At 51.9% G+C, this 23,313-nt stretch carries 14 protein-coding genes; 7 read left to right on the top strand and 7 right to left on the bottom strand.

The window, feature by feature from the left end; translation table 11 throughout:
- Positions 1-264: 264 nt before the first annotated feature.
- The 5 genes from CA13_RS23150 (at position 265) to CA13_RS23170 (ending at position 12,680) form a co-directional block, all read left to right on the top strand.
- Positions 265-3,111: a PD-(D/E)XK nuclease family protein gene (locus CA13_RS23150; protein WP_146400717.1), complete on the top strand. Its 2,847-nt coding sequence runs from the start codon at positions 265-267 to the stop codon at positions 3,109-3,111.
- Between the two features lie 37 nt (positions 3,112-3,148).
- On the top strand, positions 3,149-5,755 hold the full coding sequence (locus tag CA13_RS23155) for a UvrD-helicase domain-containing protein (RefSeq protein WP_146400719.1): 2,607 nt from the start codon (positions 3,149-3,151) through the stop codon (positions 5,753-5,755).
- Positions 5,756-5,954: 199 nt separating this feature from the next.
- Positions 5,955-7,259 (top strand): metallophosphoesterase family protein, encoded by a 1,305-nt coding sequence (locus CA13_RS23160; RefSeq protein WP_146400721.1) that lies wholly within the window; start codon positions 5,955-5,957, stop codon positions 7,257-7,259.
- Positions 7,256-10,822: a YhaN family protein gene (locus CA13_RS23165; protein WP_146400723.1), complete on the top strand. Its 3,567-nt coding sequence runs from the start codon at positions 7,256-7,258 to the stop codon at positions 10,820-10,822. The genes CA13_RS23160 and CA13_RS23165 overlap by 4 nt, the downstream gene beginning before the upstream one ends.
- 391 nt (positions 10,823-11,213) lie before the next feature.
- Positions 11,214-12,680: an ISNCY family transposase gene (locus CA13_RS23170; protein WP_146393859.1), complete on the top strand. Its 1,467-nt coding sequence runs from the start codon at positions 11,214-11,216 to the stop codon at positions 12,678-12,680.
- A 177-nt stretch (positions 12,681-12,857) separates the two neighbouring features.
- Here the strand turns inward: CA13_RS23170 and CA13_RS23175 are convergent, their stop codons facing one another.
- The 3 genes from CA13_RS23175 to CA13_RS23185 form a co-directional block, all read right to left on the bottom strand.
- A complete protein-coding gene (locus CA13_RS23175) occupies positions 12,858-15,272 on the bottom strand; it encodes a right-handed parallel beta-helix repeat-containing protein (RefSeq protein ID WP_146400725.1) in 2,415 nt (804 codons plus the stop codon).
- 104 nt (positions 15,273-15,376) lie between these two features.
- Positions 15,377-15,838, bottom strand: coding sequence for a hypothetical protein (locus CA13_RS23180; protein ID WP_146400727.1), 462 nt, complete (start codon positions 15,836-15,838; stop codon positions 15,377-15,379).
- A gap of 63 nt (positions 15,839-15,901) precedes the next feature.
- Positions 15,902-16,321: a hypothetical protein gene (locus CA13_RS23185; protein ID WP_146400729.1), complete on the bottom strand. Its 420-nt coding sequence runs from the start codon at positions 16,319-16,321 to the stop codon at positions 15,902-15,904.
- 720 nt (positions 16,322-17,041) lie between these two features.
- Between CA13_RS23185 and CA13_RS23190 the strand changes: the two genes are divergently transcribed.
- Entirely contained in the window at positions 17,042-17,920 is an 879-nt protein-coding gene (locus CA13_RS23190; RefSeq protein ID WP_146400731.1) for a hypothetical protein, read from the top strand.
- 194 nt (positions 17,921-18,114) lie between these two features.
- Entirely contained in the window at positions 18,115-19,941 is a 1,827-nt protein-coding gene (locus CA13_RS23195; RefSeq protein ID WP_146400733.1) for a sulfatase family protein, read from the top strand.
- Between the two features lie 109 nt (positions 19,942-20,050).
- On the opposite strand, the gene CA13_RS23200 is transcribed toward CA13_RS23195, so the two are convergent.
- From CA13_RS23200 to CA13_RS23215, 4 genes are all read right to left on the bottom strand, one after another.
- The gene (locus CA13_RS23200) at positions 20,051-20,509 is read right to left on the bottom strand and encodes a hypothetical protein (protein WP_146400735.1); all 459 of its coding nucleotides are present in this window, start codon (positions 20,507-20,509) and stop codon (positions 20,051-20,053) included.
- A 137-nt stretch (positions 20,510-20,646) separates the two neighbouring features.
- A complete protein-coding gene (locus CA13_RS23205) occupies positions 20,647-21,219 on the bottom strand; it encodes an RNA polymerase sigma factor (RefSeq protein WP_146400737.1) in 573 nt (190 codons plus the stop codon).
- Between the two features lie 210 nt (positions 21,220-21,429).
- Entirely contained in the window at positions 21,430-22,293 is an 864-nt protein-coding gene (locus tag CA13_RS23210; RefSeq protein WP_419195147.1) for a cell division protein FtsQ/DivIB, read from the bottom strand.
- 93 nt (positions 22,294-22,386) lie between these two features.
- Positions 22,387-23,265 (bottom strand): UDP-N-acetylmuramate dehydrogenase, encoded by an 879-nt coding sequence (locus CA13_RS23215; RefSeq protein ID WP_146400741.1) that lies wholly within the window; start codon positions 23,263-23,265, stop codon positions 22,387-22,389.
- Between the last annotated feature and the right edge of the window lie 48 nt (positions 23,266-23,313).

Below are 23,313 nucleotides of genomic sequence, written 5' to 3' on the forward strand. Positions count from 1 at the left end.
TCGAAAGGTCTATCGGCTATCTTTAGCCCGGATATTCAGTACAGACGGTAAATTTTCTCATCCCGGTCGTCTGTTATGCCTAACGGGGTAACAATGGGGCAAATGGGTTGGATGCGAAGCTTGCTCGTTGTCCTTTTGGCTGGATTTTCGGAAAATCCAGCTGCTCCGTGACCAGACTTGTCAAAACGGTTTGCGAAACTAACGGATGTGAGACGGATCACGCCCCGTCAGAACAGATACAAATAATCACCCGCGAGACACAACGTGAATTCCCTGTTTCCCTCCAGCGATCCTGAATTTCTCGGCTGGGATAAACCCTTGATCCCGCTTGTGGCCGACATTCTTGCCAGACGATTTGCTTCGGGCGAAGCGCTTAACCTCTCTCGATTTCTCTGTGTCTTGCCTACCTCCTTCGGCTCGCATCGGTTCGAACTATTGCTCGGCGATCGTGCCGATGAAGCTGGCTTGTCGCTGTGCCCTCCCCAAATTTTGACGCTCGGACAACTTCCCGAGCAACTTTACCGGCCACGAAAACCGCTGGCGATCGAGTTTGAACAAACACTAGCATGGTCGCGGGTCCTGGCTTCCGCCCACCCCGATGAGTTGGCCCCCCTTGTTCCGACATTGCCGCATTCCGATGAGGTTGATTCGTGGATGGAACTTGCCGCTACGATCCGGGGACTGCATGAAGAGCTCGCGTCGAATCAATTGTCGTTTCTTTCGGTCGCAGAAGTCTCTGAAGCCGAAAGCGACAAGCGGCGATGGAAGTTGTTGGCCAAATTGTTTGACGGCTTTTTGACAGCACTCGATCAAGCTGGCTTAGCCGACCCACATCATGAGCGTCAATATGCGCTGCAAAACCACGCATGCAATACCGACAAGACAATTGTGTTGATTGGGACCAGTGACCTCAGTCAACTTCAAACCGCCATGCTCGATGCCGTTCAAGCAGAGATCATGCCGTTCGTTGCCGCGCCGACTAACCAAACGCATCGTTTTGATCAGTTCGGATGTATCGTCACAGAAAAGTGGACCAACTACGTGTTGCCCGTCGAGGACAATCAACTCATCCCGGCGGGTGACATCGCGGATCAAGCGAGCGCGGTAGCGGAAAGTTTGGCGGAACTGGCGACGGATTTCCCCGCCGACGAAATCACCATTGGTGTGACGGATGAATCACAAGTCGGACCGATCGAATTGGAACTCAGAGGTTGCGGGGTCGACACTTTTCGTCATCTTGGTTGGACCGTTAGTCGTACGGCGGTGGGACGATTGATTGAGTTGGCGGCCGCCTATTTGAAAAGCCACTCATGGCAATCGCTGGCGACGCTCGTCCGGCATAGCGATGTGCATGACTGGATTACCAAAACGCTTGCTCAGCGAAAGCACCCTGCTAAATCAATAGGTTCTGCGAAATCAAAGGACGCACAAGTTGATTGGCTCATCGAACTCGATCAGCTCCTAGCGAACCACTATCCCATCCAAATCGATGCGGACTTGCCCAAGGAGGCAAAAGACAACTACCCGCAAGCGATTGCGGTCGCCACCTTGGTTGAAAAATGGTTGACCCCCTTTAGCAACAAAAAGACGACACGTCCGTTGGCCCGTTGGTGTGAAACGATCTCCAAATGGCTGGCGAGCCTATTCGACGAGGGCGAAAACGATGACGATCACAGTTTTCCGCTGGAAGTCGCCCGGACCACGATGGCTTTACAATCGGTTTTGCGACTTTTAAAGCGGTTTAGCGAAGTCAACGCAAACTTGGACTTCGAGATCGATGGTGCCACGGCCATGCAGATGATCGCCAATCGCACCGGCGAATTGCGAGTCGTCCAGCCGATGGAATGTGACGATGTTGAAATCCTCGGTTGGCTCGATTTGGCACTTGATGATGCGGAGGCGTTGCTCGTCGTTGGATTGAATCATCCGTTCGTGCCAGCGGCGGTGACCAGTGACGCGTTCTTGCCCGGCAATTTGAGGACACAACTTCGCATGGCCGACAACGATCGGCGATACGCACGTGATGTCTACAACATGCAGTTGCTTCTTTCAGCTCGCAAATCGGTTCGTTTCATCATCGGACGCAACTCTGCCGACGGATCCCCCACACCGCCAAGTCGTTTATTGGCTGCTGCGTCCGATATCGACATCGCACGTCGGATCCGGTCGCTGTTGGAAGTGCCACGCCCGCGAATCATTGTCGAACACCGCTGGGACATCACCAACGAATCCGCTGCTCTGCCGATCCCGGCATTACCACCATCAAGCGGTGAGTGTCCGGTAAAAGCGATGAGCGTTACGGCGTTTCGTGATTACTTGGCGTGTCCCTATCGTTTCTACTTGCGTCACGTCTTGAAACTCAAACCTCTTGACGATGTTTCTAGCGAATTGGCAGCTAACCAATTTGGCGATTTGATTCACGGGGCACTCGAGCGATTCGGCGAATCAGATGACCGTGACGAATCCGATCAAAAAAATATTTACAAGCTTTTACTTCAAAATCTACACGCTTATGCGGACGACCATTATGGCTATGCCGCATCAACAGCCGTCGCTCTGCAAATTCGTCAAGCCGAACGACGATTGAGCATCGTAGCGAGGGAACAATCCAAACGGATGGCCGAAGGTTGGTTCATTAAGCAATCCGAAGCCTCGGTTGACGATAAAAAGATGGGAGCTTGCATTGAAGTCGACGGTTTTAAGATGGGACTTCGCGGCCGGTTGGACCGCATTGACTTTCACCCCGGATCAGGGAAATGGGCGATTCTTGATTACAAGACGCATGGTCACAAACCGGAAAAGAAGCATTTGAAGAAAACCGAGAACGGCCCTGAGTGGATCGATTTGCAGTTGCCACTTTACCGCATGATGATTCCCTATCTTGGGATCGAAGCGGATGTGAAGGATGTGCAATTGGGTTACTTCAATATTAGTGACAAAGATGCCGAGACAAAAATCAATATCGCAGTATTTGACGAAGCGTTAATGGATCAAGCCCAACAATTAATATACGACTGTGTGCGAAGAATCCGTGACGGTGACTTCCAGCCATCGGATAAGCCAATCCAATACGACGACTATGACATGATATTGCAAACAGGAACGATGTGAGCGTTTGGCCAACACCCCACCCAACTAACAAAACAACGTGACTACAAAAACTATCACCGGCGCTCTGCACCCTACACTCGTCCGTGCTTCGGCGGGTACTGGAAAGACTTATCAGTTGACCGCACGGTTATTGCGAATTTTGTTGCAGGATTCTCCACCCGAGACCATCCTTGCGACCACGTTCACTCGTAAAGCGGCAGGCGAGATATTGAATCGTGTATTGGAAGTGCTCGCCAAAGCGGGGGATGACAACGATCAGGCATCTCTGAAAGCACTTCAAGAACAGGTGGGGATCCCGTCGCTGCAGCATCAAACATGCCGGCAACAACTGCACCGAATCCTCAAGAATATCCACCGTTTACGTATCTGCACGCTCGACAGTCTCTTTACTCAACTCGCTCGTTCGTTCCCCTTCGAGTTGAGTTTGCCGCCTGCGTGGCGGTTGACTGACGAGATCGAGGAAGTTTGGATACAAGAGAGGGCGGTCAGCAATGTCGTTTCGATTTTGAACCCGAGCGAGATGACGACCATGTTGACCATGCTCGGTAAGGGCGAAATTAAACGCTCGATCCAGCGAGAATTGATGCAAGTGGTCGATACTGCGTATGGTATCCATCGTCGCAGCACGTCGGATGCTTGGATGAAATTGGTTGCCCCGAAAAGACCGGATCAAAAAGAGATCACAAAGGTCGCGGGAGAGCTTCGCCAAGCCGATCCCTCTCAAAAAACGGTTCGAGCAAAGCTTCAAAAGCTTGCGGATGCAATCGAAACGGGTGATTTTAATTCATTGGTCGACGACACCTTGATCCGGAATATTGCCAAGGCTCGTCGGACTCATGCGGAAGTCAAGTTTGGTAGGTCGAAGCTCCCTGATGGACTCGATGATGCGCTCGACGTCGTTTATGCGGCTGTCCGCACTGAATTGGTAGGACTTCTTGTTTCGCAAAACGAAGCAACGGCGAAGATCTTGGCTGCCTACGATTTTCACGTCAATACTCTCAAGCAATCCTCGCGTGTGCTTAGTTTTGAAGATGTCGCGGTGCGTTTGTCTCGGCTCTTTTCGGGGATTGACCCACAAGCATTGATCAATCGAATGGATGGCGCGATAGACCACGTGTTGTTAGATGAATTCCAAGATACCTCGCCTGCGCAGTGGCAAGTCCTTAGGCCGTTGGCCGTACGGGCTTGTAATGTCGAGGCGGCAGTCGAGGACGGATCCGAGCGGCAAATCGGTCGTTCCTTCTTTTGTGTGGGGGATACTAAGCAAGCAATTTATGGATGGCGTGGTGGCGTTGCCGAAATATTTGATGCCGTAACGGATGAAATTGATGGCATCGCCGAGACAGAACAGAACGAAAGCTTTCGAAGTAGCCCCGACATCATCGACTTTGTCAATCTTGTGTTTCGCAATCTATCGCGACATCCGCTTTCCTCCGAAGGTGACCCAAAAGATCCTTCCGACAAAACCGCTCACGAGGCAACTGCCATCCGGCGTTTTGCGAGTCAGTTCCCTGACCACACGGCCTTCAAAAAGTCACTGAAAGGGTATGTCCGGATTCAAACCAGCATGAAGGTCGAAGGTGGCGATAAGGAAGCGAACGACAATGCGTGTTTAGAGGATGCGGCGAAACAGATTGCTGAAATCGCTAAGGAGGCGTCTGGGAAAAAGATCGGTGTGCTGACCCGAACCAACTCGGCGGTGGCTCAACTAATCAACATGCTCGAATCGCTAAACGTGGAAGTCAGCCAGGAAGGGGGCAACCCGCTTACGGATTCCGCTGCGGTGGAGACCGTTTTGTCGGCACTGATGATGGCGGAGCATCCGGGCGACGGTCGCTGGCGTTTTCATGTAGAGCAAACGCTTCTGGTCGCGGATCCGACGCTCACTGCGGATTCAATTCGCCGAATGGTGGAACAACGGGGAATCGCCCAAACGGTGGAGAGGCTGTGCGGCACGCTCGCGCCGATTTGTACCGCTCGAGATACTCTGCGACTGCGGCAATTGGCTCGGCTTGCGATTGCATACGAAAATAATCCACAGCCACGGCTACGCGATTTTGTTCGTTTGGTGCGAGAAAAACGCATCGAACGCCCGCAGCAAGCTCAAGTGCGGGTGATGACGGTTCACCAATCGAAGGGGCTTGAATTTGACGTTGTGGTACTGCCGCAACTCGATGGACCACTTACCCGTTCAAGTGGGAACTGCGTTGCGGATGCGAAATCGCTGAGCGAATCGCCGCAAGGGATTACGCGTTATATTGGGCAAGACTACTGGCATTTTTTGGATAAAAAATGGCAACACGCCTTCGGAAGCCAAGGGGCTAGTGCGATGACCGAAGCGTTGTGTTTACTGTATGTCGCGATCACACGAGCCAAACAAGCACTTTACATCGTCGTCCAACCGAGCAACAAAAAGGAATTCAGCACAAAGACCGCAGCATCACTGATTTACCACGCCGTGGGATGCGAAAAAGACCCAACGGAAAGCGGATCGGTTTTGTATGAATCAGGACACTCGGATTGGTCCAACAAAGATCAAGTGATGGAAAATGCAGATGTTCCGGTAAAGAAAGTTCAGATTCAATTCCGCCACGCAACGTCAGAGCAGAGACGGAGTGCGAATCGATCCGCAACGACTATCTAAAACAAACAGCCCCCGTACATCATATAGCTTTCAATCCCCTCGGTATTGGCCCAGACATGCGACAATTCGATGAAGGTTGGCTGGTTTGATCCCTGCATTCGATCCGGTTCGGGATGGATGGGGTGTGTGGGGGGATAAAGGAGTGGAGCATTGAGGTTAAGATTGAGAGCAACAGTAAGAATTGAGGATAGGAAAAGACATGGAAAGTAAAAACGGGAAACGTCGTGTCTTGCATGCGGCAGACATTCACCTTGACAGCCCTTTGCAGAAGCTACAGTCTTACGAAGACGCTCCGGTGGACCAAATTCGTGGTGCGTCGCGACGGGCTTTGGAAAACATGGTCGAGCTTGCTATCGACGAAGCGGTCGACCTAGTGGTCATCGCCGGCGACTTGTATGACGGTGATTGGAGGGATCAGAACACCGGTTTGTTCTTCGTCGGTCAAGCTGCGAAACTTGTGGGTGCGGGCATCCCCGTGGTGGTCATTCGTGGTAACCATGATGCCGCCAATATCATGACATCCTCATTGCCACTTCCCAAAAACCCGGACGGCAGTGACATCATGATGGCGTCTGCCAAGGTCGATTGCCGTACCTTCGAGTCGCTAGGGATATCGGTTCACGGACGGTCGTTTAGTAAGCGTGCAGAAACAAAAGATCTGTCCAAACGTTATCCGAAACCGCATGCGGGCATGTTCAATCTTGGTTTGCTGCACACCAGTTTGACGGGTGCCGAGGGTCACGATAGCTATTCGCCCTGTACGCCGATTCAATTGACGGACAAAGAGTACGACTATTGGGCGCTGGGACATGTTCATTTGCGAGGCAGCCATGGAATCGAAGCAGGTGCTCCGATCGTTTTTAGTGGCAACGTCCAAGGACGCCATATTCGCGAAACGGGTGAAAAGGGCTGCATTATCGTGGATATCGATTCACGTAACGAAGCCACACATAGCTTTCATCCTCTCGATGTAGTGCGCTGGGAAGTGTGCCACTTGGATGCTCGCTCGATCGAGCATACTGACGAAATTATCGACCAATTCGAAAGTTGGTTGAATCAGAAAATTGGCGAAGCTGCCGGGCGGATGATCGTTTCGCGAGTCTCGGTTGAAGGCCCTTGCAACATTCACAATGCACTGCACCAAAACCGCAATCGCATCGAATCATCCTTACGAGCCATCGCTGTCGCTCACGGAGACGGAAAGGCGTGGCTCGAAAAATTGCGAATGAAAACAACGACGCCCAACGACACTATCGACGTAGGCGATTTGGAAGGTCCGCTAGCCAGTGTTGCCAAAGTGGTTGACGACATTCGGTTGTCAGAGGACCGAGCGGATTTGGTCAAGCGGGAATTGTCGTCTTTGTTGACAAAACTGCCTTTGGAGCTGCACGCCTATAGCGGCGCATTTTCGACGGAGAACTTTGATCAAACCGATGAACTCATCGAATCCGCAGCAGCAGACTTACTGGGGCGAATACAGGGAAGTGAAGCGACAAAACAATGAAAATTGAACGATTAGATCTAAAGGCGTTTGGACGATTCACCAATAATTCGATCGACTTTTCTGCCGCTCGGAAGCCGTTCCATATTGTCTATGGTCCCAATGAGTCGGGCAAATCGACGAGTTTGCGGGCGATCACATCGTTGCTTTACGGAATGCCACCAACGGCACTGGACAACTATGTTCATCCAAATGCCAAAATGCGCGTCGGTGGAGTATTGTCAAACGGCAGCGGATCGCTCGAGTGTATTCGTCGGCGCGGCCGCGCAGCAACGCTTCGAGACGCGAATGACGATAAACCGGTCGACGATTCGGTGCTCGAGAAAATGCTGGGCGGAATCGATCGCGAAGCATTTGAACATCGATTTGGTTTGTCGCATGAGGAATTGGTCAAAGGTGGTAGGGCGATCCTTGAAGGCGAAGGCGACCTAGGGGAAATCCTATTTGCGGCCGGTGCGGGGGTCAGTCAGCTTCGTGCGGTGCAACAGCAGTTGACTGAACTTGGAAAGCAATTGTTCGTTTCTGGTGGGCGCAACGGTTCGCTCAATCAATTGATTCGTGAAATGGCGGCAAAGAAGAAGGAGCTTGAGGAGCTAAAGGTCCCGCCGAGTGAATTCGATGACCTTCGAACGAAACTGAAAAACGAATGTGCCCGAACCGAAGAAATGAATTCGTCGGTGAAATTGGCAGTTGTCAAGCTCGCTAAATTGCGAGCGATTCAAAAAGCGTTGCCGCTAGTGCCACAGTGGCATGCGTTAAGAGACTCTCTAGCGGAATTGGCGGACGCGCCGCAATTGGATGATGCGTTCACAGAACGACGGCGATCATACGAAACGAATCGTGAAATCGCCACTCGGCAAACGGTTTCGTTGACTGATCGATTGGAAGAATTGGCCGGTGAACTACGGTCGCTCGGCGATGATGAATCGATCATGATCCATGAAGCCGAAATCGAATCCTTGTTCGAACGACTTGGCGCACGCGACGAAGCTCGAAAACATCGTGGCGACTTGGAACGGAAACGGTCCAACATGGATCGCCGAATGGTAGAGGCGTTGCAGGAGCTTTCGATCGAAATTGGAGGGGATGACAAAGATGAAATCAAAAAGAAAATCGACAAATCGGTTGCCCGTCTAAAAGTCGTTGATTCAGTGCGAACAAAAGTCAATGAGCTGGCGCAGAAATACGCGATGATTGTGCAGCAGCGTGACGATGCCGATGAACAAACGCGGACTCTATCGAAAAAGCTAACGGAGACGGAGCAGCTGCTTGAGCGTCAGTCTGTTCCAGCGGACCCTAACACGATCAGCCAGGTTCTCGAATCGGTTGGTTCGCCCGATTCGGTGCTTTCGGATCTGGCACAGCAAAACGCAACGATAACGAAACTTCAATCTCGTTGCACTCAATTGTCGCGAAAACTAGATGGTTTCGATGGCACCTTTGCTGAGGCTGCTCAATTACGATTACCGAGCGAAGAGTCCATCGAATTAGCGGCCGAAGAGCTCGAACGACGCGAAAGTGTTTTGAAACGCGTGAGCGATCAATGGAAACAACTGAGTACGCGACAAAAGGAACAGCAGGAACGATTGCAAACGGTTCAATCGGTCGTGTCGTTACCAACCACCGAGCAATTGGCCGAAGCCCGTAGGGAACGTGATGACGCTTTTTGCCAAATCATTGCGGACAACGAAGCGGGGCGTTTGGAAACCAAGACAATGAGCCGACTGCAACAATGGACTCGAAAAGCAGACGAGCTTGTCGACGCAATGCGACTGCATCACGAACAATTGCACCAACAAGCTTCGATTCAAGCGGTGTTGCAATCGATCGAACAAGAATTGGTTACCTGTCAATCAGAGGGCGAAACAGTCAAGACGGCGGTTGAAGAAGCCACAAACAATTGGCAAGCTTTGTGGCAAGCATCCGGAGTGATCGCTCCAACTCCCGATCGAATGCACCGCTGGATCACCAATCATGCACAATTGGTCGATTCCGTCGCAAATTTTGATGAGGAAACACAGCAGCTTGAGCAGATGAAAGAACGGTTAGAGCTTTCATCGAAGCGATTAAGACGGGCGATCGAATTGGCATCGACTCCATCGGTGGTTCCAGTGACGCCCGATGGCGAGACCTTGTTTGATCTCCATGAGCCAAGTGATGATTTTGCCTCCTTGTACGATTCCGCTGGCGCCCTGCGAAGCGAATTGCGAGATGCGAAAAAGCGGCACGAGGACTTGTTGCGAAAGCGGGACACGATCCGAGACGAATTGCCCGAGGTTCAGACACGGCTTGAGTCACGACAAAAGGAACTGGACCAATGGCATACGGATTGGGCCGAGGCGACGTCGGCGCTGTCGGAAAACGTCGATCGGACACCTGCGGTCGTAGTCGAAAAAGTCGCTCAAATCGATGCATTGGTAAACCAAAAACGAGAGCGGGATATCTTGGCGGTTCGAATTCGATCGATCCGTGAAGACAACGAAGCCTATCAGGCTGATGTCCGGCGGCTCGTAAAGGATCTTGGTATCACGCTGCCCAGCGATCAAGGTGAGGTAAGCGACGTGTTCGGTGTCGTGAAGCAATTGTTCCAGCGGATGCAAGCGGAACGCTCTGCTGCGAAACAGCGTGTTGCGCTGAGTCACCAACGTGATACCGTCACAAACCAGCTTGAAGAAGCGAAGCAAAACGCAGCGGAAGCAGCCGTCACGCTGCAAAAACTCTGTGACGAAGCCGGTTGTTCTTCGCCAGAAGATTTGGCGGAAGTCGAACGGCGATCGAAACAACGGCAACAATTTGAAACGTCACTTCGGGGAACCGAGGAACAACTGCGGATCTTGTCGGGGAGAGCATCGCTTGAGGAATTCGCCGCAGAAGTAGAGTTGCAGCAATCCGAACTCGTTGATTTGGATATTGAAACCCTTGAAGCCGATTTGTCCAACACACAAGATCAGCTTTCCGAAGCACAGCAACAGGTCGGCGCACTTCGGCATCGTTTGGAGGAAATGGACGGCAGTTCGCGAGCCTCGGAGTTGTCCCAATCAATACAGTTGTTAGCGGGGCAAATGGAAAATGAGGTCGAGCAATACTCGCGAGTGAAGATCGCTGCAATGCTTTTGCAGCAAGCGATTGACCATTATCGTCAAGAAAATTCAGGTCCAGTGCTTCGTTTGGCGTCGGGCATTTTTCAGCGATTGACATTGGGCGAATACGAGTCATTGAAAGTCGACTTCGATGCTCGTGGAAAAGCGATGTTATTTGGAGTTCGAAATGCCGAAGCCGAACCCGATGTGCCAGCCAATGCAATGAGTACCGGAACGGCGGACGCACTTTACTTGTCGCTTCGGCTCGCATCGATCGATCACCAACTCTCTCGCGGACATGCGTTGCCACTGATCGTAGACGATTGCATGGTGAATCTCGATGACGAGCGATCCAAAGCATCCCTTGTAACGTTGTCCGAGTTGTCATCGCGAACGCAAGTGATCCTGTTCACCCATCACGAGCATCTCGTCGAACTCGCCACGCAGACGCTCCAAAATGATGCGTTTCATGTCCATCGGTTGTAGTCATACTTGAGCGTTCGAATGTCGCACCGAGTTTGCGTCAATAGCAGAATGAATTTGCGGATGATGGTGGAGGTTGGCTGGGTCATATGCCCGAAGCGACTTTTTTCGAACGAATCGATAGACTGCGGTAGGCAACGGTTTTTCACCGTAACGTGTCAGCCGATCCCGAACGGTCCCTTGGTTTTTGGCACCAAGGGAATCGTCCTTGTTCACTAATCCAAGCGTGGACAAGATCAAAGCACTAGTTAGTGTCCGTCCAAAAATTGAATGGCCGCATAAACTGCGATGTTTTTTGAGAAAAAGCTCCCCGAAGATCGAACCCGCAAGCAGGTTCGGGCGTTGGAATTGTTGACTAAAAGCAATTTCAAACGCAAATCTTCGAGGAGTGAACGTGGTCCGAAAGCACTATCAATCTCAGCATCGCTTCGATTGCAGCCCTGTCGCACAAGTACAACTCAACTTGGAATGCCGCGACGAAATCGTTCCGATCCTCGCGGGTCTGCAGTTCCTTTATACCAACAACAAGCTTCGTCACAAAGCTGTCAAGTTAGTCGCAGCCGATCTCAACGAAGACTCTCGTCGAGATATCGGCAGGCCCGGCATGGATGACTGGCACGTCGTTGTTTTGGCGGCTGTTCGGTTGGGGTGCAACTTCGATTACGACAAACTCCAAGACCAAGTCGAGAACCATCGCTCGCTCAGAGGCATCATGGGAATTGGCGATTGGCAGGACGCCGACGAATTCACCTTCAGACGCATTCGCGACACGTTGTGCAAACTCAAGCCTGCAACGATCGAGAAGCTTAATCAAGTCATCGTCACCTCCGGACAGGAGATTGCACCTGAGGCTGCCGCTTCGGTTCGTGCCGATTCGTTCGTTGTCGAAACCAACATTCATCATCCGACCGAAAGTAGTTTGATCTTCGATGGGGTACGCAAGTTTGTTCCGCTCTGCGCTGACTTGGCTGGCATGCTTGAGATTGATGGCTGGCGTCAGTCCGATCACTTGACGAGGAAGATCAAGAAGCTCAAACAGAACATGGGACGCATCGCCGCGAGCAAGAGTCAGGTCAAGAAAGACGCATTGCAATCGCTCTACATGGATCTGCTTGTCCGAACCGAGCAGTTGCTCACGCGAGCCGACGAGTTGGTAAAAACGGCGAAATCGGAGTTGTTCTCGACGGCGATTGTCTCCAAAATCGCGGCAATCGAGCGATGGATCCAACTAACTCGGCAGGTCTGCGACACCGCTCGTCGTCGCGTGCTCCTTGGCGAAAGAGTTCCCAATAGCGAGAAGCTGTTCAGTCTTTTTGAAACTCACACGCAGTTGTACCGTCGCGGTAAAGCTGGGCAACCGAATCAGTATGGACGCTTGGTCTTGGTCTACGAAGACGCCGCAGGATTCATCAGTCACTATCATTTGATGGACCGCACCAGCAAAGACCAAGATGTTGTCGTTGAGCAGACACGAATTGCTCAGCGAAAACATTCGGGTCAGATCGAAACGGCGTCGTTTGACCGAGGCTTTCACAGCGATGAAAATGAGACGGCATTGCAAGAGATCGTTGATGACGTTTGTGTTTTACCACGTGCTCCCGATCAGTACGCCGAACGATTGAAAAACGGAAGCGTGAAGTTTCATCAAACACGTCTACGTCACAGCGGTGTGGAATCAGCGATCGGTGCTTTACAGCGAGGCAACGGGCTGAAACGTTGTCGTGATCGTAGTGAGATCGGCTTTGAGCGCTACTTTGGTTTGGCGGTACTTGGTCGCAACCTACATACGCTTGGCAAGTTGTTACTTGCCAAGCATCATGCCATTAGCGCCTCGGCACAGAGTGATCGCCAAGCGGCGTAGGCAAATACTCCTTTGGAATCGGAGCAACGGAAGGCTATCGGTCTGCGCGCCAGGCGAAAACGGCGTAGAAAACGAGCGTTGTTCGCCACTAAAACCGCCCCAGAGCTAAATCTTCGAAGTACTCAGCGGACGTGAAATCCGCTAAAATCAGCCACTCGAGCAATTTCCGGACGGACACTAGTTAAGGTTTTCGCGTTGCCACTTAAAGATGGATGGAACGTCCGGCGTTGGACGTGCAGCCTCGCGAAGTGGGAAACTACGGTTGCCTTGGTTGGCAGCGGGAGTTCCATCGCCACTTGCGATTGTGCCGTTGCCGCCAAAGATTTGATTGTCAATCAACTCGACTCCGATGCAGTCGGAAGTTACGAGTGTGGTCATCGGCGATAGCTTGTCTTTCAGAATAAAGACATTGCCTTTGATGATATGGTCAAAGCTGCTTGTTTTCGCGAACACGCCCTCTCCCTTATCAACGCAAAAACGATTGTGTAGGATCAGCCAATTCTCGTTCATACCACCCATCCAAAGTCCAGCGCGTTCGCTAGTGATATCGCAGTTGTAGACAACATTTCGCGGGCCATTGGGACCATGGGCGGTATCTTCGGGTGGCGATGCCCACAAACCGTAGCCATAGGCGCCATGGCCTCGGCGTGACGTGATTACGCATTGTTCCATCAGGTTTTCGTTGGTCCAGCCCGAGTGCCATTGGCCGTCGCTGTCGTGAAATACGGACTTCCGAATCACATTGCCGCTGGCTGCCCACTGGAACAGCGGGGCATGTCGAAATCGAAAGGTTTCGACATTTTCCATCAGGCAATCCCAAGACCGTTCCCAGCCAGTGTAGGCAGTGCCGCCGCCACCCTTGAACCAAGCATCCTCGAAGACACAGTCACGGATTTCACACCATTTTGCGTCATTGCTGTAGATTGGATTTCGACCGCAATTCTTGATTTTCACACCACGACCCCAGCAATTGGAAGCGTTCTTGAACATGACTGTCGTAATCCACAGGTTCGCAGTCTGCTCGATGTAAAGGTCCTCGATGCCACATCGTTCGATCAGGTGGGTTTTCTGTACGTAGGCTCCGTCGATGACAGGAAAGTCGATCCGCAAGGGCTGATTGATTTGGACGATGTTGCCTACTACCGCCTCGATTTTGTAAATGTTGCGACGGTAGGTGCCCCACTTACAAAGATTCTGGGTGATTGCTTTCCAACGTTTCGTTGCAGGCGCGTCGAGTGCGATGTACTCACCAGCAGTTAGGTTCCTTGAATCGGACACGTTCAGTGTTGTATCGCCACGTTTGCCATCTTGGAGCAGCTTGATGTGCGGTCCGCTTTTTCCATTGCCTGAAAACGTAATGACGCCATCGATCGTACGCGATTGCGGGGTTGATTCGGTATAGTTGGGATTGGCGTCGATCAGGCATTTGCACGAGACCAATTGCCCATCACGATAGGTTCCCGTGCCTATGAGTGTGTGGGTGCCCTGGCCAAGTTTTTGGTTGATCTCGCGGCCATGCATCGACATCGAGTAGGTGTTCCCTGAATGGGTACTCCTCGTCCATGATGCCAGCGTTTTGCCATCACAGTCGATCTGCATTGTCATCAAGTCGGTGGGCCGGCAATGAAGTTGCAGGATGGTATTGTTTCCGACTTTTCCGTCATCGATACCGTAGAATGCTGCTCCTGGGGCGGGGATGTCGAAGCGAAAGAGAAGCCGCGTGTTCGGGTGCCCCTGACCACGGATGACGACACCGGAGTGTTTGATCGTGACAGGTTGGTCGAGATGGTAGTTGCCGCTGCCCAGGATGACGGCACCGCCACCTAAGTTGCCGACTGAATCACAGGCTGTCTGTAACGCGACGGAATCGTCTTTGCCGTCATCCGCTATCCCACCGAAATTCTCCAGACGTGCCTGTGCCGCAACCTTAGGAATACCACCCTGAACACCCGCGTGACGCCAATCGGGATAGACGATTCCGTCTGGGCCAACCACGTCCGCAGCCGTCAACGAATCCTGCTCGTGAGGCTTCCGCTTGTATTGCCCCTTCCACGGTGGCGCATCAGTGGCGATGTCACGACGAACGATGTGAAGGTCGTCCAGATAAGCATCCACTATTGCGGCGTTATAGCTATGGATCTGCAATTCGATGTAGGCAACCTTTCGGGGAAGGTAGATTTGGTGTTCGAAATTTCGCCATGTTTTGTCACTGCCGCCTAGGGCAAAGACGTGGTATTCGCCAGGGCTGATTGTATTGCCGTCTTTATCGAAAACATGAAGGTACAATCCAAGACCTTCGCCCGATACGGCAAAGACCTTGCCTCGTACTTGGTAGTAGCCACTACCCGGAATCGCGACTCTTGGTCCCGTGACATTCGATCCGTGATTCTTATCGTGATCCGCGATTCGCAGCGAATACTTGCCATTCGCAGCCTTGTCTGACGATAGTGAACTGATTTTTTCGCTGGCGGGGATTTTCCATCCATCTAGCCCCTTTTCAAAATCCCCATTGGGAATCGGGATAATCGTGTCGCCAGCGGATGTCGTGCATGCGGTTAAGAGAAGACAGAGAAGGATACTTAGCCTTATCATCAGGACGGACTTTCGCGTTGGGGAAGGAAGGTGTAACCACCGGTGGGAAGGATCATTATAACGGTAGATATAACGAATGCAGCCTAAAATACTTGCTGTCCGAGTCAACGTCTAAGGAACCGCTCGCGAAGTCTCGGGATCAACGGTTCTTGCAGGATGGAACCTTCTCGCTCCGAAGCCTTTTCCGAAGCCCGTTGCATTAACCCTTCGATCATGTCGCCGACTGCTTGCTCAAGTACCTCATTAGATTGCTCCCCATCTTCATCATTCTCATTTGAAAAAGTCCCGAGTAACTCACCAAGCCAACCTTCATTGTTTTCAAGTTGGATGGTCGGTTGCTCAAAAGTTCCACCGACGTCAACAGTCACCCCTTCGGTCCGAAGGCGATTGGCGATCGGTCCGTCGCCGAGTCGATTCAGGGGCAGGTCGATTGTGACTTGCAGGGCAAGGGTTTCATCGAGGCCAACGGAACCTTTGGAGACGATTCGTATCGACGATTCACCTCGTGGTAATAGCAGTGCCAAACCTTCGTGGTAGAACCTTCCGTTGCGCACTTCGAATTGCACGATCAAGTCCTTGGCAACGGTTAGAGTGTCGCCGGCCGAATCACTACCGAAATGCTTGGTTACCTAGCTAATGATCTTTCCAATGATGGTGTTCTTTAGCCCCGCATTGGCGCGATGCAACTGCAGCTCACCTCTCGCTTGTGCGGAGGCAGCGTTGGGTTGGTTGTCGGAATGAAGTGGAATATCGCATTTTTCAAGCCGCAGTGAAAACTCTCCTTCGGTACTGATTTGGTCTGCCAACAGGGGAGCGATCAACTGTAAACCGTGCTCACAAAGTTCGGGTGTAATTCGTTGGTGGTCAAACAAGGTGGCTGGTTCGACATGAAGGACCGATTGATTTTGCTGGCGAAGCAGTTCCATGCTTACGCTGACGCTTTCGAGCTCTATCGGCGGTTCACCGGCTGAGCTCGTGCGAATAACCACCGATGCATCCCGAACGCTGGCTGCGAGCGTGGGCAGGTCGGTCGGCGTCCTTTGTTGCACACTTGTGGGACTCGTGTTTTCTTCCGGTTTCGGCTGTGATGGTTTGATCAATATATCAACCTGGGGCCGTTCAAAGTGAAAATCGCCAAGCTCTGGCCGAGACACCGACAACCCAACTCAAGAACGCTCCGCCTCAATTTTTTCAACATGGATTTTCGCCCGATTGTCGTTCGTTTCAATACGAATTCCACTCAATGACAAAGATGAAAAATAGCCAAAGGATGCGTCTTGGCTCTCAATCATGAATTCTTCGCTACCAGCGATTTTTCGTAGAAGCCAATTTCGGAGGGGAGTCTTGGCGAGAATCCACGGACCTGCCAACAACCAGGCCGAGAACACGGCGCAGGCAAGCAAAGCAAACCGCCACTTCCACATGAAAAGTAGCAGGCACGATGAGGGATTGCTCTTGGTCATACAAAGTCACTCTGGGTCGTTATGTAACTCCGTTTACCAACAATCGATGGGATCCGCGTCTATAGGAAGTCACGCAGCGGGAACAATGGTTTTTGGATTCCATGCAACACCCTCATTGCATCGAGCAACCGAAGAGTGGAGTATAACTGGTTAGAATTTAGGTTGCAGTGTACAGCACCATCGCGAGCCAGCCCGTTTGAATAGCTGATTTGACGAAAAGGAATCACCCATTGATTGAAATGTGTGCTCCAGCCCGTTTTATTCCATTGACCTCAAAATCGCCTTGTCTGGCCCGAACTTTAAAGCATGACTACCGAAACACCGTCACCGCGTCATCCTGACCTCCTCGACCGCCCGGAATTCGTAGAGCAAGGGTATCTGTTTCAACTTCTGCGCGAACGTATTGGTGAGCAGATGCCGATGCAGGAGTTGCTTGAGCAGCTTCGGCTCGAGTTGTTAGCGACCACCAAGTTGCCGATGGCAATCGATTATCTGCTGACTGAGCTGAAGCATTCGGGTTTGATGGCTCCTGCGATGCAGCGATTGAGTCACTATTTTACTACCTATCAAGCCTACCTGATTTCGGAATCCGAAAGCGAAACCGGGCGCTTCGACACCGTTACTGCGTTACAGATTCTTGAAGCGGATGCGAAGTACCGAGCGGCCGGTGCGACACCGGCGGGGATGTTCTTGTATCAATTCGAGGCCCTTTGCCGAAATCGTTTGAACTATGACAAAGGGCTCACCGCGATGAGCAACGACCCGATCTACGATGCCACTTGGGCAAAATGGATTTTGATGTTGCGAGCACAGGTGGGATTGATCGACCTAGCCGATTTGTTGTTCTTAGCCAGCGACGAATACCGACGTCGGTTGATCGAAGCAAAGGAGCCGCTTGAGGGGAAAGGACCGTTTTTGTTCGGCGAGAAGGAAGGACGTATTGCGTTTGGCAATCGTCGTAAGGAGCCGCTTTACCTGTTCGCGGCAATGCAACGCCATCTCGGTTATCCTGCGGTACCACGTCCCATTCCCCCGGATCGTGACCACGAAATTATCCCACAAATGGCTCGACGGATTGAACGACTCGAATCGAGAATCAAATTGCTAGAGGAAGAACAGCGGTCGGGGGTCGATATTACGAAGTTCTACGAAAGCAACAAAAGCAAGCTGAAGCTGCCCGAGTGATTTCGCCCACGGTTAACTAACGGCGATGGTGTAGATGGCGCTCCCCTTTTCTACTGCGATCTACGCCGCGACGGTCGTTGATGCGATGAATGAATTTGTAATCAATTCGGGTAGTCTCTTGTTTTAATGCATTACTAAGTGCCTTAGAATATACTGGTCTGACTCCCTCCCCCTCCTTCGTGCGGTCGATTCCAATGAAAACCTTCTTGACCCTGTTCGCGATTACAACGAGCCTGCTGTTTAGCCTCACCGCATCGGGCACCGATCGCCCTAACATTCTTTGGCTTACTTGCGAAGATAACAACATCAACTGGCTCGGATGCTATGGGAATCCGTATGCTCAAACGCCGAACATCGACAAATTGGCAGGCGAAGGTGTTCAGTACATGCACTGCTACTCCAACGCACCGGTTTGTGCTCCTCAGCGCAGCACTTGGATTACCGGCGTGCATGCACTTTCGATGGGGACGCATCCGATGCGTAGCCGGAATCCGATTCCTCATGAAACGATCAAGTACTACCCGGACTTGCTCAAGGAAGCAGGCTACTTTGTCGGTAACGCAGTCAAGACGGATTACAACATCGGTGGACGCGATGACAAAGAAGCGTGGGATACCAACAAAGTCAATTGGGACGTCCTCAAGCAGAAACAGCCGTTCTTTATGGTGATCAACAATACAAAATCACACGAGTCCAAGGCCTTTGGCGATGTGGACCATTCCGAGCATAATCCCGGTGAGGTTCAGCTAGCCAAGTATCATCCGGACATCGAGGACATTCGCAAGAACTACGCCCACTATCACGACCAAATCAAAAAGATGGACGCCGACATTGGTGAAGCGCTAAGAAATCTTGAAGACAGCGGGATGGCCGAAAATACCATTGTTATCCACAACTCAGATCACGGTGGGGTGATGCCGCGAAGCAAACGTTACTTGTTCAACAGTGGCACGCATTGCCCGTTGATCATTCGCATCCCCGAGAAGTTCAAGCATTTGCGGCCAGCCGATCTGGGTTCAAAAGTGAACGACCTTGTCAGCTTTATTGACATGCCCAAGACATGGCTGAGTCTTTGTGGAGCGGAAACGCCTGACTATTTGCAAGGAAAAATATTCTTAGGCCCGGATAAAGAGACGCGTGACTATCACTTTAGTTTCCGTGGGCGTATGGACGAACGTTGTGACAATGTGCGAGCCGTGCGAGATACCCGGTTTTTATACATTCGAAACTACATGCCCTACGCTCCATGGGGACAACGCCTTCAATATTTGTGGCGAATGAAAGCGACTCAGGCTTGGGAAGAATACTACCGTGAAGGCAAAACCGATTCGATCACGGGTCGGTTCTTTCAAACGAAACCGATGGAAGAGCTTTACGATACATCGGTTGATCCGGACAATGTTCACAACTTGATCCACCAACCGAAGTATGCAAAAGAGGTTTCGCGACTTAGCAAGGCTCTCGATGAATGGCAGCTTAAGGTTTTTGATGCAGGCTTGTTGCCGGAAAGCGAAGTGGTGAAGCGATCTGAAGAATATGGAAAGACGATTTATGAGATGGTGCGCGATCCGTCGCTGTACGACGTAAAGGTCTACCAGACAGCGGCAGCACTCGCACTGGAGCAAGACCCCGATAACGTCTCCATTTTCTACAACAACCTGAATGCCATGGACGCGGGAGTGCGGTATTGGGCGATCGTTGGTTGTTTCAATCTGCATGGAAAAACACCGCTGGATCCGAAGATTCTTCATGGGGCTCTCAAGGACCCTTCGCACCACGTTCGAATCATGGCGGCTTGGATTTTGTACCGTGATGGTGAAAAAGAAGCCGCGCGGAAGTGCTGGAACGAATTGCTCGAAAATGATTCCTATGCGTCGCTGAAAATTATGAACATCCTCGATTGGATCGGTGATGGATTAGAGCCGTATCGCGAATCGATCGAGGCATGTTCGTTCAGCCACGAAGGTTATGTGAAGAGAATGCAAGACGCGGCGCGTGTGCAGGAAAAAACGAAGAGTTAGGAACGCGTAATGTCTTTGTTAGGCGATTACGGTCTGGGCTGGATCATTGTTTGGCTGGATCATTCTCTGAAACAGCCTTGGTTTGGAACCGAAGCGTCTGCGACTGCCGCTACGGGGTTAACTCGGCAACTTGCTCGGCGATTTGTCCATCGATTTGGTCATTGGGGATCGGCGACCACAGTGGAATGCGTTGGCTTTCGGGAAGAAAGCGGCGGTTGACCCGTTCGGGGTCTTGTTGGGACCACGTTTCTCGCATCGAACGAGCGACGACTAGCCGTTTTAGGTTGTCATCGTACCAGCTGCATTCGTAGCGAGGCGGGGCGAACTTGCGAACCGGCAATTGGCTCGGCGTTTTGATGAGTCGCCATGCGCGAACATGAAATCGGCGATCGAGTTTGGACCAATCATAGAAGATGACTTGCTGGAACACCTCGCGACCATTTTCGTCAATGAAATGATTCAGTTCGATCAAGTCAACTTGCTGACGTGTCGTCCCGCTATCTCGGAGAGCCCCCGAGGGTGCCATCGCAGTGGTGAGCAAAAAAAATAGTTTTGCGCAAACGGACATCTCGCCATCCTCCATGACACGGCGGTTGAGAGTCTCGCGGCGATCGCGAGACTTTTGCGGGTCAAATCGACGTTCGGCCGAATTTGACCCATTCGCCGGTAGCAAATCAGCAACTTGGACGTAAAGAGCAGTAAAAACTAGGAGCGAGATTCTTCCGCACGCTCGATTGCTTCGAGCGCCAGTTTTAACTGTGCTCTGGCCCGGCTCAGGCGACTTCGGACGGTGCCAATCGAGATATCGAGAATCTCTGCAATCGTCTCGTACGACCGTTCTTCCATTTCTCGCAGCACGAGAATCGAGCGATGTTCGTCGGTTAATTGGTCCATTGCCGCCCGAACCATCGCAATCCGTTCCTGTTGAAGCATCGGTTCGTCGACGCTATCAACGCGGTCGTCGGATATTTCGATGCCACTTTGTTCACGGAATTGGTCGAGCGACACGCGTGCCCGCTTGCGACGTCGACGCGTCAGGGCACTGTTGAACGCAATCCGGTAGAGCCAAGTAAAGAATTGGCTATTTCGTTGGAACGTATCCAGTTTGATAAACGCTCGGATAAAGGCTTCTTGTACAACTTCTTCAGCCTCATCGGCGGAACCGGTGACTTGGATCATTGATGCAAACAAGCGGTCTTGGTTGACTTCTACCAATCTCGCAAATGCATCTCGATCGCCTTTTAGTGCTCGATCAATCAGTTCAGGCTCTTCGCCCACGCCGCCAACTTTCTTGTTACTAAAGTATCGTTTTCGGAGGTTGTCCCAACATTCAGAGCCTACACGCTAGGCTGCAAGGCACTAGTTTATCATCCCGAACGAAAAGAAAACGACAGTTCGAAAGATTCTTGCACAATGCGAAAGCAGAGCGATCCAAAGCAGAGCAGGATCATGCTTGCTACGAAATGAATCCTATTCTGGGTCGGCAGCCTAATTTTGGACGGATTCTTCGGGCATCGTAGCAATTCGCAGGTCCGAATTGGGGATTTTGTCGCCGCTGAGCAGTTTCTGCAGTTTCATCTCGACTGTCCGTTCCCCTCGCTGTTCTAGCCCGGGGGGGCTTCCCCATAAAACTCGGCGGTTGTCGGTCGTTGTCAACTCTAAAAGTGGCACGTCATTTTGCCGCAAATCGCCATGCACACCGATACTGCGAATTCGCGTTTGGTCACGATGTCGCGCCAAAACACCAGCCAATCGAGCGGCGGCTTCGACCCGCACGTCGCCAAATGCTCCACCGACCACGCCCGTGGGGTAAACGTCGGGAACTTCAATATGGATGTAATCGAGCGTTTCGGAGGGAGCAAACTCGCTGGTTGGCAAAAGAATGCCGTTTCCATCAATCGGGCAGAAAAAACTCCCCGATTCCTTGGGGGCGGGCTTTGCTACCAGCACCATCGCAACTGGATTTCGGTATTCGACGTGGACATCCACCGTGCCGCCAGGCAATTTTCGTACGCTAATGACTCGGCGAATCCATGGATGCGTGGCAAATGCTGACGCTATCTTGGCGGTCGCCTGAGCATCGAGCAGTGACAATTGATCAAGCGCCGTGTCCCGGAAAACGGTTTCAGTCACGTCCGTTCGAACAAATATCGGCCGATCGGTGATGCGAATTTTCGCCAATTCGACACCGTAATACTTGCTCGCAACGTGCTCGGCACCCCATCGATCCCAAGCCATATACCCGCATAGGATCAGCAAAACGGGCCAAATGAATGACAATGCCGCTGGAGCAACAATCAAACGCCTCAGCAAATCCCGTATAGGGCGAGGACGATCCCGATCCGATATCATCGCCACGTTTGCAACCCTTCCCATCCGTTGTTGGGGTGACTGGTCCAATTGACTTTGGAAACGAAAGCTCGTTTCAAACAAGTTCGCCCGTCTTTACCAAATTTGCAGGTTCAACTGCAAGTCGATCCCCGTTTGCAGTAACACTTGTTCACGAACTCGCTGGATCAGGCGTAAACATTGGTCGCTGGTCGCACCGTCGTGGGCGATCAAATAATGCGGGTGCGCTGAATCAAGTGATACGTCACCTTCGCGGACTCCGGCCAAGCCGCAGCTGTGCAGCAAGTCTTTTGCTGGCATTCCATCCGGATCGACAAAGGGCATTGCGATTCGTCGCTGTTCGGTCGGCCGTGACGAATTGCGGCTGATCCAAAGTTTCTGCATGCGTTTGGTCAATGCCGAGACATCTCGCGGTTCCAATAGGAACGTTACTTCGACAACCCCGACTCCGACCAAGGACGATTTGCGATGCGAAAAACCGGCTTCTTGCTGGGTGAGCGTTCGAGTCGTCCCATCACCTTCGATCACCTTCACGCTCTCGACAACCGAACCGATGTCACGGCCTGTGTTGGAGGCGTTCCCACAAACTGCACCACCTACGGTGCCAGGGATTCCAACGAGGTGCTCAAGCCCACCCAATCCGGCACCGACCGATTTGATTACCGCGTGCGACAACTTGGCACCGGCACCGGCCGTCAAGCGGTTTTCGGAGATTGATAGTTCGCTGGTCGCTGCCGCCGCCAGCGAGATGACCAGACCATCAAAACCCGCTTCGCTGACCAACACGTTGCTTCCGCCGCCAAGGATGCGTATGGCAAGCCCAGCAGAGGTTGCTGCTTGATAGATTTTCGCCAATTCCTGTTGGTCGACAGGCTCGGCAAAAAAGCGTGCAGGACCGCCAATCCCAAGCCATACCAACGGGGCAAGTGGTTCGTCGGTTCGCACAAGATGATCCAAATCCTCGGGGAAATTCATGCTATTGTGCCTCTTTCGTGTTCATCAGAGAGATTGCCTTGTTAGGCC

The sequence above is a fragment of the Novipirellula herctigrandis genome (assembly GCA_007859835.1).
GTDB classification, from domain to species: Bacteria; Planctomycetota; Planctomycetia; order Pirellulales; family Pirellulaceae; genus Novipirellula_A; species Novipirellula_A herctigrandis.